This window comes from Prosthecobacter sp. Pr1 (assembly GCF_057652315.1).
Map to the genome: position 1 here is coordinate 174,472 of NZ_JBYFBS010000006.1, position 13,651 is coordinate 188,122.

The following is a 13,651-nucleotide window of genomic DNA, read 5'->3' on the forward strand; positions in this document are numbered from 1 at the left end:
TTACTCCCTTGCATGGCCTAAATGCCGACCCCCTTTTGACGCAAAAATGAGAAACCACGGACTCCCCCCGAAACAAGGCCTATATGATCCGCAATTCGAGCACGACGCCTGCGGCGTCGGGTTCATTTGTCAGATGAAGGGAAAACGTTCTCACTCCATCGTACAGCAAGGGCTGACCATTCTGATCAACCTGGACCATCGCGGAGCGGTGGGCAGTGAAAAGAACACGGGAGACGGTGCCGGCATCCTGATGCAGGTGCCTGACAAATTCCTGCGCAAGGTGGCTGCCAAGGAGGGTTTCACCCTGCCGGCTGAAGGTCAATACGGCGTCGCCATGGCCTACTGCTCACCCGATGCAGCTGAGCGCGCCGCTGCGGCACGCGCCTTTGAAAAAGTGGCCGAGGAAGAAGGTCAGAAAGTGCTCGGCTGGCGCGATGTGCCGGTGGACAATTCCATGATCGGCCTCTCGGCGAAGGCCAGCGAGCCCTTCATGCGCATGGCCTTCGTGCAGCGCGGAGAAAACTGCCCGGATCAGCAGACCTTTGAGCGCAAGCTCTACATCATCCGCAAGCGCGCGGTGACCGCGATCCGCACCGCAGAGACTGACAGCTTCTGGTACTGCTCCAGCCTGTCCTCCCGCACTCTGGTGTACAAAGGCATGCTCATGCCCGAGCAGGTCGGAAAGTATTTCCTCGACCTGCAGGATCCGGACATGGAGTCCGCTCTGGCGCTGGTGCACTCCCGTTTCTCGACCAACACCTTTCCAAGCTGGGAGCGCTCGCATCCCTATCGCTACATCGCCCACAACGGCGAAATCAACACGCTGCGTGGCAACATCAGCTGGATGAAGGCACGTCAGTCCCTGCTGGCCAGCCCGCTGTTCCCGGACGTCAAAAAGCTCTTCCCCATCGTCAACGAAAGCGGCTCCGACTCCGCCATGTTCGACAACGTGCTCGAACTCCTCGTCATGGGCGGCCGCTCGTTGCCGCATGCCATGATGATGATGATTCCTGAGCCCTGGAGCGGCCATGAGTCCATGGATGACCAGCGCAAGGCCTTCTACGAATATCATTCCTGCTTGATGGAACCTTGGGACGGCCCGGCTTCCGTGGCATTCACGGATGGCACCATGATGGGCGCCACCCTGGACCGCAACGGCCTCCGCCCCTCCCGCTACTACGTCACCAAGGACGACCTCGTCATCATGGCTTCCGAAGCCGGTGTCCTGCCCATCGCTCCTGAAAATGTGAAGCTCAAAGGCCGTCTGCAGCCTGGCAAGATGTTCATCGTGAACATGGAAGAAGGCCGCATCGTCCCCGACGACGAAATCAAGGCAAAGATCGCCGCTGAGAAGCCCTACCGCGAGTGGCTGGACAAGCACCTCGTACACCTCGCTGACATCAAGGACGGTGAGCCAGTGGCCCCGCCTGATCACGAAACCATGCTGCAGCGCCAGCAGGCCTTCGGTTACAGCTTTGAAGACCTTCGCAAGCTCATGGTTCCCATGGGCAGAGAGGGCGTGGAAGCCATCGGCTCCATGGGCACCGACATCCCTCTGGCCGTGCTCTCGAACAAATCGAAGCTGCTCTACGATTACTTCAAACAGCTCTTCGCCCAGGTCACCAACCCGCCGATCGACTGTATCCGCGAGGAAATCGTCACTTCGCCGATCACCACCATCGGTGCGGAAGGCAATCTGCTCGATCCGACGCCTGAGAGCTGCCACCTGATTGAGCTCAAGACACCGATCCTCAGCAATGAAGATCTGGCCAAGCTCAAGAGCGTGGCCCAGGGCCAGTTCAAAGCCGCCACCATCAACATCCTGTTTGATCCCAAAGAGGGTGCTGTCGGTCTGGAGAAGGCCATGGCCAAAATCTGCGCCAAAGCAGATGAACTGGTCACCCAAGGGTGGAACATCCTCATCCTTTCCGATCGTGGCGTCTGTGCTGACAAGGCTGCCATCCCGGCACTCCTCGCCGTCGGCGGCCTGCATCATCACCTCATCCGCAAAGGCACCCGCACCCAGTGCGATCTCGTCTTGGAATCCGGCGAACCCCGCGAAGTTCACCACTTCTGCACGCTCATCGGGTACGGCTGCGGTGCCATCAATCCTTACCTCGCCTTCGAAACTCTCGATGACATGATCCGTCAGGGTCTCCTCGTCAAAGTGGACCACAAGACGGCGGTGTACAATTTCATCAAGGCCGCCACCAAGGGCGTCATCAAGGTCGCCTCGAAGATCGGCATCTCCACGATGCAGAGCTATCGCGGTGCGCAGATCTTTGAAGCCGTTGGTCTCAGCCAGAGCGTGGTCGATAAATACTTCACCTGGACCGCCACCCGCATTGAAGGCAGCGACATCAAGGTCATCGCGGAAGAAGCCGTCCAGCGCCATCTGCGCGGCTTCCCAGAGCGCGATTCCCAGGTCCACGCCCTCGACGTCGGTGGTGATTACCAGTGGCGCAAAGACGGCGAGGCGCATCTCTTCAATCCGCTCACCATCCACACCCTGCAGAAGGCTGTGCGCACCGGCAGCTACGAGACTTTCCAGCAGTACACCGCCCTGGTGAACACGCAGGTGAAGCAGTTCTACACCCTGCGCGGCCTGCTGGACTTCAAGCCACGCAAAGCGGTGCCGATCGAAGAAGTCGAATCCGTCGAGTCCATCATGAAGCGCTTCAAGACGGGCGCGATGAGCTACGGCTCCATCTCCAGCGAAGCGCACGAGGCGCTCGCCATCGCCATGAACCGTGTCGGCGGCAAGTCGAACACCGGCGAGGGCGGCGAAGATGAGGCACGTTACACCTGGACCAACGAGAAGGGTGACTCGAAGAACAGCGCCATCAAGCAGGTGGCTTCCGGTCGTTTCGGCGTCACCAGCCTCTACCTGTCCCAGGCACGCGAAATCCAGATCAAGATGGCCCAGGGCGCCAAGCCCGGTGAAGGCGGCCAGCTTCCTGGCTCGAAAGTCTATCCTTGGATCGCCAAGGTGCGTGGTTCCACTCCGGGTGTCGGCCTCATCTCGCCGCCTCCGCATCACGACATCTACTCCATCGAGGATCTGGCCCAGCTCATCCACGATTTGAAGAATGCGAACCGCGCAGCCCGCGTCAGCGTGAAGCTCGTCTCCGAAGTCGGCGTCGGCACCATCGCCGCCGGCGTGGCCAAGGCTCACTCCGACGTCGTTCTCATCTCCGGTTTCGACGGCGGCACCGGTGCCTCCCCGCAGACCTCCGTGAAACACGCCGGCCTGCCATGGGAACTCGGCCTCGCCGAAACCCATCAGACCCTCGTCCTCAACAATCTGCGCAGCCGCATCGTCGTCGAGGCGGATGGCCAGATGAAAACCGGTCGTGACGTCATCATCGCCGCACTGCTCGGCGCTGAGGAGTTCGGCTTCGCCACCGCTCCGCTCGTCACCCTGGGCTGCATCATGATGCGCGTCTGCCATCTGAACACCTGCCCTGTCGGTGTCGCCACCCAGGATCCGCAACTGCGTGCCAAGTTCAGCGGCGATCCCGAGCATGCCGCCAACTTCATGCGCTTCATCGCCATGGAAGTGCGTGAGCTTATGGCCAAGCTTGGCTTCCGCACGCTGCAGGAAATGGTGGGCCGCACGGAAGTGCTCGAAGCCCGCGACGCCATCGATCACTGGAAAGCTCGCGGCATCGACCTGTCCAACCTGCTTTATCAGCCGGACGTCGGCCCCGAAGTCGGACGCTTCTGCACCGAAGTGCAGGATCACGGCATCGACCGCTCGCTCGACATCACCACGCTTCTCGACCTGTGCAAACCGGCCATCGAGAAGGGTGAAAAAGTCACCGCCACCGTCGCCATCCGCAACGTCAACCGCACCGTCGGCACGATCCTCGGCAACGAGATCACCAAGCGCCACTGGCACGGTCTGCCGGACGACACCGTGCACATCAAGTTCAACGGTACCGCCGGTCAGAGCTTCGGCGCCTTTGTTCCCAAAGGTGTCACCCTCGAACTCGAAGGCGACGGCAACGACTACATCGGCAAGGGCCTCAGCGGCGGTCGCATCATCATCTATCCGCCGGAAGGTTCCGACTTTGCCGCCGAAGACAACATCATCGCCGGCAACACCGCGCTCTATGGCGCGACGAGCGGCGAGCTCTTCCTGCGTGGCAGGGCCGGTGAACGCTTCGCAGTGCGCAACTCGGGTGTCGATACTGTCGTCGAAGGCGTGGGTGACCACGGCTGCGAATACATGACCGGCGGTCGCGTGGTCGTGCTCGGCACCACCGGACGCAACTTCGCCGCAGGCATGAGCGGTGGCGAAGCCTACGTTCTCGATGAAGAGGGCGATTTCGCCACCCGCTGCAACACGCAGATGGCCGGCCTCGAAAAACTCGAGGACAAAGCCGAGATCGACAGCCTCTACGAACTCATCAAAAAGCACGCCGACCTCACCAAGAGCCAGAAAGCCTTCAAGGTTCTCGCACTCTGGGAGCAGATGGTGCCCAAGTTTGTCAAAGTGATGCCCAAGGATTACAAGCGGGTGCTCCAGGCCATCAAGAAGGCCAAGGACGACGGCCTCACTGGCGACGACGCCCTCAACGCCGCCTTTGAAGCCAACGCCCGCGACGTCGCCCGTATCGGCGGCAGCTAGCATCGACATCACGCGCCACAAACCAACAGACATCACCTTTTCACAGACAAGAGACCATGGGAAAACCAACCGGCTTCATCGAATTCGAACGCGAACTCCCCGCAGACCGCGACCCGCTTGAGCGTGTCAAAGATTGGAAGGAGTTCCACCTGCACCTGCCAGAGGAGCGCCTGAAGAATCAGGGCGCCCGCTGCATGGACTGCGGCATTCCGTTCTGCCACAGCGGCACCCTCATCAGCGGCATGGCCAGCGGCTGCCCGATCAACAACATCATCCCTGAATGGAACGATCTCGTTTTCCGCGGCCTGTGGAAAGAGGCGCTCGACCGCCTGCACAAGACGAACAACTTCCCGGAATTCACCGGCCGCGTCTGCCCCGCTCCTTGCGAAGGCTCCTGCGTGCTCGGCATTCACGAACCGCCGGTGACGATCAAGAACATCGAAGTCAGCATCATCGACAAAGGCTGGGAAGAAGGCTGGGTGAAACCCGATGTGCCAGACCAGCGCACCGGCAAGAAAGTCGCCATCATCGGCTCCGGTCCTGCCGGACTCAGCGCTGCTGCCCAGCTCAACCGGGCCGGCCATACCGTCACCGTTCTCGAACGTGCTGACCGCCCCGGCGGCCTGCTCATGTATGGCATCCCCAACATGAAGCTCGACAAGAACGAGGTCGTCCTCCGTCGTGTGAAGCTGCTCGAAGACAGCGGTGTCATCTTCAAGTGCAACGTCAACGTTGGCACCGACATCACCGCCGAGCAGCTCCTCAAGGATTTCGACGCCGTCGTCATCTGCACGGGTGCCACCAAACCACGCGATCTGCCGATCCCCGGCCGCGAACTGAAGGGCATCCACTTCGCCATGGACTTCCTCACGGCGAACACCAAGGCCGTGCTCGATCCCTCCGGCAAATACATCACCGCAGACGGCAAGGACGTCGTCATTATCGGTGGCGGTGACACCGGTACCGATTGCGTGGGCACCAGCGTGCGCCACGGCTGCACCACCGTCACCCAGCTCGAAATCATGGCCAAGCCGCCGCTCACCCGCGCTGCGAACAATCCATGGCCCGAATGGCCCAAGACCTACAAGATGGACTACGGTCAGGAAGAAGCCGCCGCCAAGTTCGGCGACGATCCCCGCGTCTATCTCACCACCGCCACCCACTTTGAAGGCGATGCCGATGGCAATGTCAAAGCCGTCCATGTCGTCAACGTCGAGTGGAAGAAGGACGAAAAGGGCAACTTCGGCCCGCAGAAGATCCCAGGAACCGAAAAAGTCCTCCCTGCGCAGCTCGTCCTGCTCGCCATGGGCTTCCTCGGGCCAGAACAGCCTCTTCTCGACGCCCTCAACATCGAGCGCGACGCCCGCAGCAACGTGAAAGCCGAGCACGAGAAATACACCACCAGCATCCCCGGCGTCTTTGCCGCCGGTGACTGCCGCCGTGGCCAGTCCCTTGTCGTCTGGGCCTTCAACGAAGGCCGTGGCGCCGCCCGCGAGTGCGATCGCTTCCTGATGGGTGAGACGGCTCTCCCGTAATCAGCAACCAAGACTGACTCTTTAAAACCCGGGGTTCCCTGAACTCCGGGTTTTTTTGTACCGTTCGGGATTTTTCGAGGAACCTGGGAAATACTTTCACTTCTGATGCCCAGGCAGCCATGTAGGACACCGGCTGACAACCTGTGGGAGCCATCGAACGCTCATTTTAGGTGGCAATTGAGCCAACTTCTGAGCATCCTTCCGGTTCGAGTGTCTCCCTTCCGATGCGTTTTGCCACCCTTCTGACCTTCCTCCTTTGCAGCAGCTCATTGCTGGGGCAGATCGTCGTGGGCGGAAAGCAGTTTGAGCGGTCCCTGACCGAGTCCGGCCCAAAGGGTGAATGGGTGGTGTATGAAAAAGGGGCGCCTCAAAACGATGGCACGCGGCGCTGGCTCACAAAACGCGTGCTGGTTGAGCTGGCTCCCGGTACGCCCGCTGCCTCGCTGGCCCAGGTGGCGGGTGTCACGCAAACCTCGGCGCGCGGCAAATACGCCGTCGTTGAATTCGCCGGGAATGCGGATGCAGCCATCAAGGGAGCTGCCAGCCTGCTTAAAGCACCCGGAGTGCGCTCAGCCGCACCCCTGCTCGCGCACCAGCTGTTTCACCGTTTCGTCCCCAATGACCCATACGTTGCCTACAACGCTGCGAATCCCGGCTACCAGTGGCATTTGAGCAACACCGGCCAGAACGGTGCCGTCGCCGGTTCCGATTTGAATGTGCTGAGCGTCTGGGACAGCTACAAAGGCACGGGGGTGCGCATCGCCATCGTCGATGATGGTCTGGAGGTCGGACACCCTGATCTCGCGCCGAACGTGGATCTCTCCCACAGCTTCGACTTCAACGACAATGATAGCGATCCCTCCCCAGGCGCGACGAACTTCCACGGCACCTCCTGCGCAGGGGTGGCGGCCGCGCGCGGCAACAACGGCATCGGCGGCTCCGGCGTGGCTCCCGAGGCAACGCTGGTGGGCCTGCGTCTGATCGCCGCTCCCACCAGCGACCAGCAGGAGGCGGATGCCTTCGCCTATCAAAAGGATCTCATCGCGGTGAAGAGCAACAGCTGGGGGCCCTATGACGGTGCATTCGGCTCCGGGGGCCCGGACGTCCTCAGCGCGCAGGCGCTGGAGGATGCGGCCACGACGGGTCGCAACGGCAAAGGCACCGTGTTCCTCTGGGCGGCAGGCAATGGCAACGGCAACGGAGACGATTCAAATTATGACGGCTGGGCCAATTCGATCCATGCCATCGCCGTCTCCGCCATGAACGACAAAGGCAGGTCGTCCTTTTACAGCGAACCCGGTGCCAACATTCTTGTCTGCGCTCCCTCCAATGGTGGCAAGGAAGGCATCACCACCACGGACCGAACCGGGACGCTGGGTTACAATGAAGATGGCGGCACGGTCGAGTACCCCGATTTCACCGACCCCAGCTACACCAACACTTTTGGCGGCACGTCGTCGGCCACGCCTGCCGTCGCAGGCGTCGTGGCGCTCATGCTGCAGGCGAATCCGAACCTTTCCACGCGGGATGTGCAGGAGATTCTCGTCCGCAGCGCCACTCAGAATGACGCATTCGATGGCGACTGGATCACCAATGGCGCGGGTTTCCACTTCAACATCAAATACGGCGCCGGTCTGGTGAACGCGCAGCAGGCCACAGCCCTGGCCTCCACCTGGACCAACGTCGCCCCGCGCCAGTCTCACACCTATGCGGCCGCAGCGCTGAACCTGCCCATACCGGACTACGACAAAAGCGGTGTCTCCAAAACCTTCACCGTTCCCCTCGCCGACAATCTGCGGCTGGAACACATCACCGTGCATGTCAAAGCCGCTCACCCAAATCGCGGCAACCTGGAGTGGCGTCTCGTTTCCCCCAGTGGCATCTCAGTGCGGTTGGCCCGCTCTCGCTTCAATGACAACGGGGCCGATCTCGACTGGACCTTCATGACCACGCATTGCTGGGGCGAGCGCTCTGTGGGCGACTGGAAGCTGCAGGCCATCGACCAGGTGGTGGGGGATGTCGGCACACTGACTGACGCCACCATCACCTTTTACGGCACGCCGACGGACAGCGCGCTGCCCCTGCCCGTCATCACCTCCAACTGGATCGTCGTAGGCCGTGAAGGCTGGGAGATGAATCAGCAGATGACCGCCTCCAATTTCACCACGAGTTTTGGTGCCGGAACCTATGCCACTGGCTCATTGCCTGCGGGTCTCACCCTCAATCCCACCACCGGGCTGATCACCGGCACACCGCAGGTGACCGGTGTGTTCGAAGGCTGGCAAAGCGCCACCAACGCCACTGGAACCACCTCAGACTTCGCCTACTTTTACATTCTTGCGGCCACGCCTGCCCTGTCGGGTGCGGTGGAGCAGCCGACCAGCCTCAAAATCGTGCCGTTTGGATTTGGTGATCCTTTTAGCCAGACCATCACGACCCATGATGGCATGGACGCGGTGCAGACCGCAACGGTCGATGACGAGGAATATTCAGGCATGGAATTTACCGTGAACGGCCCGGCGCGGTTGGAGTTCCAATGGAAGGTTTCATCCGAAAAGAACTACGATTATCTCGTGCTCACAGTGGACGGATATGTCCGGGACTACATCACGGGTGAAACCGATTGGAAATCCTCCATGACCGATGTCGGTCCGGGACCTCATAACATCGATATCTACTACACGAAGGATCAGGCGGTGGCCAAGGGACAGGATGCTGGCTGGGTGGACCAAATCGTCATCACCCCCACGACCTCGGCTCCAGTGATCACCACAACGACCTTGGACGCCTATGAGGGCGTCTATTTCCGGCAGGTCATCATGGCCTCCAACGCTCCATCGACCTACACAGCCGAGGGTCTGCCCCCCGGGCTCACACTGGATGCGACGACGGGTCTGCTCTACGGCAGCGTCACTGCACCCGGTACGTACCAGATCACGCTCCACGTCACCAACGCTTTCGGCACCACGACCCAGGTCATCACGCTTCAGGTGGGCACCATCGCACAAGGTCTGGCGGAGGCCTTGGACGCCCCAGCCCAAGCCATCACGTCTGCGGGCGATCTCACTTGGGTGCCGCAATGGTTGTACGCGCATGACGGCAATGACGCGGCCCGCAGCGGCCCCATTGGAGACCTCCAGCGCAGTGAAATGACCACCCAGGTCACCGGGCCGTGCAAAGTGACCTTCTACTGGGGCATTTCTTCTGAAGCTGACTACGATTTCATGCGCTTCTACATCGACGACGTGGAAAAGGAAGCCATCAGCGGGGAAGTGGGCTGGACACGCAAAGCCTTCCTGATTCCCTCCGGCTCCCACACGCTCAAATGGTCTTACATCAAGGATGACTTCACCGCTTCGGGCCTCGATTCCGGCCTGGTTGACCAGTTCGAAACTCATCTGGACAATGACGGTGACGGAGTGCATTCAGACCTCGAAACCTGGTTCGGCACCAGCGACGCCGATCCCCGCAGCTTCCCACAAACGGTTCTCGCCCGCAGCACGAGCACCACGCTGCAGTTTCCATCCGTGCCGGGCAATGACTACCTCATCGAATACAGCGATGACTTGAAGGAATGGACCCCTAACATTTTCACGGCGACCGGCACATCCACCACATGGACGGACTTGAATGCAGTAACCAAAACCCGCCGTTTCTACCGGGTGGGGATTCCTTGATTACTTCAAGCTGGCGAGGAAACGACGGAAAAAAGTCACCCCCTCCTCCAAGTCACTCACGGCAATGAATTCATCCTTCGTATGCGCCTGAGCAATCGAACCGGGACCGATGGCAATGGCCGGAGTGCCCGCGACTGCCAGAAAGGCAGCATCGCAGAACCACGGCGCGCCGGTCAGACCGGCCCCGGCGGCAATCAACTTCTGCACAAAGGCATTCTCGGGGTCGGTATCGAGGTGAAAAGCCTCGCTGGCGACGGTGACCCGGGCAGTTGAGTCAATACGCTGAACAAAATCTGTCAGAAGCGCCAGAGCCCCGCCTGCACGCTGCAAACCCGGCGTGGTGCGTATATCCAGGCGCAGTTTGCATGAATCTGCCACAATGTTGCTGCGTGTGCCGCCCTGAATCATGCCGAGGTTAATGGAACTGGCCCCGAGCCACTCGTCCTCGCCACTGGCTTCGGCCAAAGTCTTGCGGAAGTCCATATCGAGCGCAGTGACCAGCTTTGCCATTTTCACGATCGCATTTACACCCAGATGCGGCGTGGCGCCATGCACTGCCACACCTGTGGTGTGCACGTCAGCCCAGAGGCAGCCTTTATGTCGAAACACGGTCTTCAGGCTCGTGGGCTCCCCGATGATGGCGAGGTCATAACGCCCATGATGCTTCGTAAAGTGTTGAGAACCAAGCTGTGCGCTCTCCTCGGACATGAAGCCGACGAAGTGTACTTCGACCGGCAGAGAGGGGATTTCGTCGCGCATTTCGTAGAGGGCCCAGAGCATGGAGGCCATGGGGCCCTTGGTGTCAGAGGCTCCGCGCCCCCAGATTTTGCCGTCGCGGAGTTCGCCGCCGAAGGGTTCGATGGTCATGCCGCCGACGCTGACGGTATCGGTATGGGGGGCGAAGATGATGCGCGGTTTGGGGCTGCCATTTGCGCTGGGATGCGTGGGAAAGCGCCCGATGACATTTGGACGCGCAACCTCGACCTCTTCAAGCGTCACCTCAGCTCCGGCAGATCGTAGAAAATCTGCGACATACTGTGCGCATTGTTGCTCGCCGATGCCGTCGGTGCCGGGGTCGCCATCGGGATTGACCGAGGGGATGCGCACGAGTGCCTGGGTAAGTTCGATGACGTTCGATGCAAATGGAGGCATCTGGGAGAAAGGCACAGGCAGGGAGGGGGCGCAAGTGTGGGACAAAATTGTCCTTGGGTGTGTCGGATTTGGCAAAAACCGGGGGCGGGAGGCATTGTTGTAACCCGTGTGCAACTTACGGCGTTTTTTGACCCATGAAGTTCCACCACATCGCACTCATGCTCCTCGGCTGCATCGGAGCGGGACATGCCACCGAACCCGTCATCACAACGAAGGCCACGGATGGGAAAACGATCTTCCAGACTGTGTGCGCACAGTGCCACGGAACCTCTGGAGAGGGCAAGATTGAACTCAAATCTCCTTCCATCGCCGGGATGCCTGCGTGGTATGTGAACACGCAGTTTGCCAATCTGCGTGAAGGCCGGCGCGGACATGATGCGGCTGATCCGCAGTCGTTCATGATGGCGGCGATTGCCAAGGCGCTGCAGCCGGAGCAGATCAAGGCGGTGGTGGCCCATGTTGAGCAGATGCCCATCAAGGTGCCGGTGGGCAAGGACCGGGTGATGGCCAACACGAACCCCGAGGAGGGCATGCGGCTTTTTCAGGAACGATGCATGGAATGCCACCGGTACAATGCCAGCGGAGAGATGACCTTTGGCAGTCCGCCGTTGATTGGGCGTCAGGGCTGGTATCTGGAGGAGCAGCTCAAGAAATTCAAATCTGGCAAACGCGGGGCCATCAAGAATGATGTGAATGGCGCGAAGATGGTGCAGATCACGACCTCATTCATCGAAGACGAGCAGATGCTGCGGGACGTGGTGGCCTACATCATGACATTGAATCCCGACGCGGCAGCCTCCCCGGAGGAACAGAAAAAGCAGATCATCGAAGGCAGCCCGTTTGAGAGCGCGGGGCGGTGATCAAGCGTGGGCCTGCAGTTCTTTGACGGGTTCGCCTTTGCTGAGGGCCATGGGGCGGCCGACGGGGGTCATGACTTCTTTGCTGTAATCGATGCCGAGGAGGTTTTGTACGGTGGCGTGCAGGTCTTCGACGAGCATCGGTTTTTCGGGGGCTTGCTTCTCGCCCTGGGGATCGGTGGCACCGATGACGCGGCCACCGGCGAAGCCGCCGCCGGAGACGAGCATGCTGAAGCCGTGCGGCCAGTGGTCACGACCACCGACGTTGTTGATCTTGGGAGTGCGGCCGAACTCGCCGCCGCAGACGACGATGGTGCTTTCGAGGAGGCCGAGTTTTTTGAGGTCGCGGATGAGGGAGGCGTAGGCGGCGTCGAGGATTTTCACCTGAGAGGCCTGCCCTTCCAGATTGTTGGCGTGGGTGTCCCAGCCGTTGAGCGTGACTTCCACGCAGCGGACGCCTGCTTGAATGAGGCGCACGGCGGCGAAGCAGCCGCGCCCGAAGGGGGTGTCGCCATAAGCGTTGAGTTCTTTGGCCGGGGCATCGCTGACGTTGAAAGCTTTCAACTGCTCGGAGGACATCATGTTCCGCGCACGCTGCATGGAGATCTGGTGGAGCGTTTTGTTTTGATCCATGTCCGGCTCGCGTCCGCGTGCGAAGGCCTGCTCGACCACGGCCAGGCCTTCCATACGACGATCCAAGCGCTTGTCGTCCACGCGTGCTTTGACATCGGGCACGGGAAACTTGGGGTCGTACATTTGGAACGCGTCGTATTTGGCGCCAAAGAAGCCGCCGCGTGCGGGCCATTGATTGGGGAGGATGGAGACGTGTGTCGGGATTTCGATTTTGGATTCTGGTAGTTCGTGGCAGACAATGGCACCGATGCTGGGATGAATGAGCGTGGGATCGGGGCGGTAGCCGGTCTTGATGTTGTAGAAGGCGCGCTCGTGGTCCCCTTCCTTGCTGACCATGGAGCGGATAAGTGAGACGTCCTGCATGACGCTGGCGGTTTGTTCGAGACCGGCGGCAAAGTTGACGCCTTTGATGGCGGTGGGGATGGCTTTGACGCCGCCGCCGATTTTGGTTTCGGGGTGGGGGTCGAAGGTGTCGAGTTGGGAGGCGGCGCCGCCGAGCCAGAGGAGGATGACGGAACGTGCGGGTTTGCCTTTTTCAGCCTCTACGGCGAGAAGGTCGGCGAGTGGTGTGAGCCAGGAGACGCCTGCGACGCCGGTGCCGAGGAGGAGGGAGCGGCGGGTGAGATGGGAGGGGCTGTGGCAGGGGGAGGTGTTCATGGCATGAATCGTGGGCAGTGGGTGCTAAGGCGACGTTTCATCGCAGCGGAGGGACGTGGAGACGCTGCTGGTAAGCGCGGTTTGTGAAGTGAGCGCTGGGTTTGCTTCCCGGAATTTTGGGCCTAACCCAGGGTCGCCTCGCTGAGGCTCGGCTGACCCTGGGCTGAACTCCGCAGCCCCTTTGGGGCTGGGGAGCGAGAGTCTGAAGCCGGGATGGGCATTCCTGACCGAGTGGCATGTGTTCATGAATGCCGCTCGGTTAAAGGAATGTGCCGCAGCAATCGAACGCCGGAAACAGCGGCTCCCTTGGAGCGCAGGCTTCAGTCCGCGGCAGATCGCTTGCGCAGAGGAAGAAGTCATCGCCGCAGTGTGTGGTAAGCAGAATGGTGCGATGGAGATTGAAATGCTGAAGTGACTTGCGGAGTCAAGGATGCACGCGGAGTGCTGCGGACTGGAAGTCCGCGCTCCGAGACGCTTTGACATGCGGCGCTCAATTCCGCGATGGGC

The 13,651-nt window shown here is 60.6% G+C and carries 6 protein-coding genes; 4 read left to right on the forward strand and 2 right to left on the reverse strand.

The annotated features are described in order from the left end of the window. Nucleotides 1-46 precede the first annotated feature (46 nt). The 3 genes from gltB (at nucleotide 47) to AC24GY_RS12480 (ending at nucleotide 9,845) form a co-directional block, all read left to right on the forward strand. Complete coding sequence (gene gltB, locus AC24GY_RS12470; protein ID WP_487683269.1) at nucleotides 47-4,633, forward strand: glutamate synthase large subunit; 4,587 nt, start codon at nucleotides 47-49, stop codon at nucleotides 4,631-4,633. A gap of 56 nt (nucleotides 4,634-4,689) precedes the next feature. Then, nucleotides 4,690-6,168 carry a glutamate synthase subunit beta gene (locus AC24GY_RS12475; protein ID WP_487683271.1) on the forward strand — a complete coding sequence of 493 codons (1,479 nt, stop codon included), beginning with the start codon at nucleotides 4,690-4,692 and terminating at the stop codon, nucleotides 6,166-6,168. A gap of 224 nt (nucleotides 6,169-6,392) precedes the next feature. Beyond that, a complete protein-coding gene (locus AC24GY_RS12480) occupies nucleotides 6,393-9,845 on the forward strand; it encodes a S8 family serine peptidase (RefSeq protein ID WP_487683273.1) in 3,453 nt (1,150 codons plus the stop codon). Here the strand turns inward: AC24GY_RS12480 and AC24GY_RS12485 are convergent, their stop codons facing one another. Next, complete coding sequence (locus AC24GY_RS12485) at nucleotides 9,846-10,997, reverse strand: M20 family metallopeptidase (protein WP_487683275.1); 1,152 nt, start codon at nucleotides 10,995-10,997, stop codon at nucleotides 9,846-9,848. 134 nt (nucleotides 10,998-11,131) lie between these two features. On the opposite strand from AC24GY_RS12485, the gene AC24GY_RS12490 reads away from it, so the two are divergent. Continuing rightward, on the forward strand, nucleotides 11,132-11,857 hold the full coding sequence (locus tag AC24GY_RS12490) for a c-type cytochrome (RefSeq protein ID WP_487683277.1): 726 nt from the start codon (nucleotides 11,132-11,134) through the stop codon (nucleotides 11,855-11,857). Here the strand turns inward: AC24GY_RS12490 and AC24GY_RS12495 are convergent, their stop codons facing one another. Continuing rightward, on the reverse strand, nucleotides 11,858-13,144 hold the full coding sequence (locus AC24GY_RS12495) for a DUF1501 domain-containing protein (protein WP_487683279.1): 1,287 nt from the start codon (nucleotides 13,142-13,144) through the stop codon (nucleotides 11,858-11,860). It lies immediately after the preceding gene. Between the last annotated feature and the right edge of the window lie 507 nt (nucleotides 13,145-13,651).

What these genes read in the sequence shown, in the direction of transcription:
- gltB (WP_487683269.1), top strand. Translation starts at nt 47, where the DNA reads ATGAGAAACCACGGACTCCCCCCGAAACAAGGCCTATATGATCCGCAA.
- AC24GY_RS12475 (WP_487683271.1), top strand. Translation starts at nt 4,690, where the DNA reads ATGGGAAAACCAACCGGCTTCATCGAATTCGAACGCGAACTCCCCGCA.
- AC24GY_RS12480 (WP_487683273.1), top strand. Translation starts at nt 6,393, where the DNA reads ATGCGTTTTGCCACCCTTCTGACCTTCCTCCTTTGCAGCAGCTCATTG.
- AC24GY_RS12485 (WP_487683275.1), bottom strand. Translation starts at nt 10,997, where the DNA reads ATGCCTCCATTTGCATCGAACGTCATCGAACTTACCCAGGCACTCGTG.
- AC24GY_RS12490 (WP_487683277.1), top strand. Translation starts at nt 11,132, where the DNA reads ATGAAGTTCCACCACATCGCACTCATGCTCCTCGGCTGCATCGGAGCG.
- AC24GY_RS12495 (WP_487683279.1), bottom strand. Translation starts at nt 13,144, where the DNA reads ATGAACACCTCCCCCTGCCACAGCCCCTCCCATCTCACCCGCCGCTCC.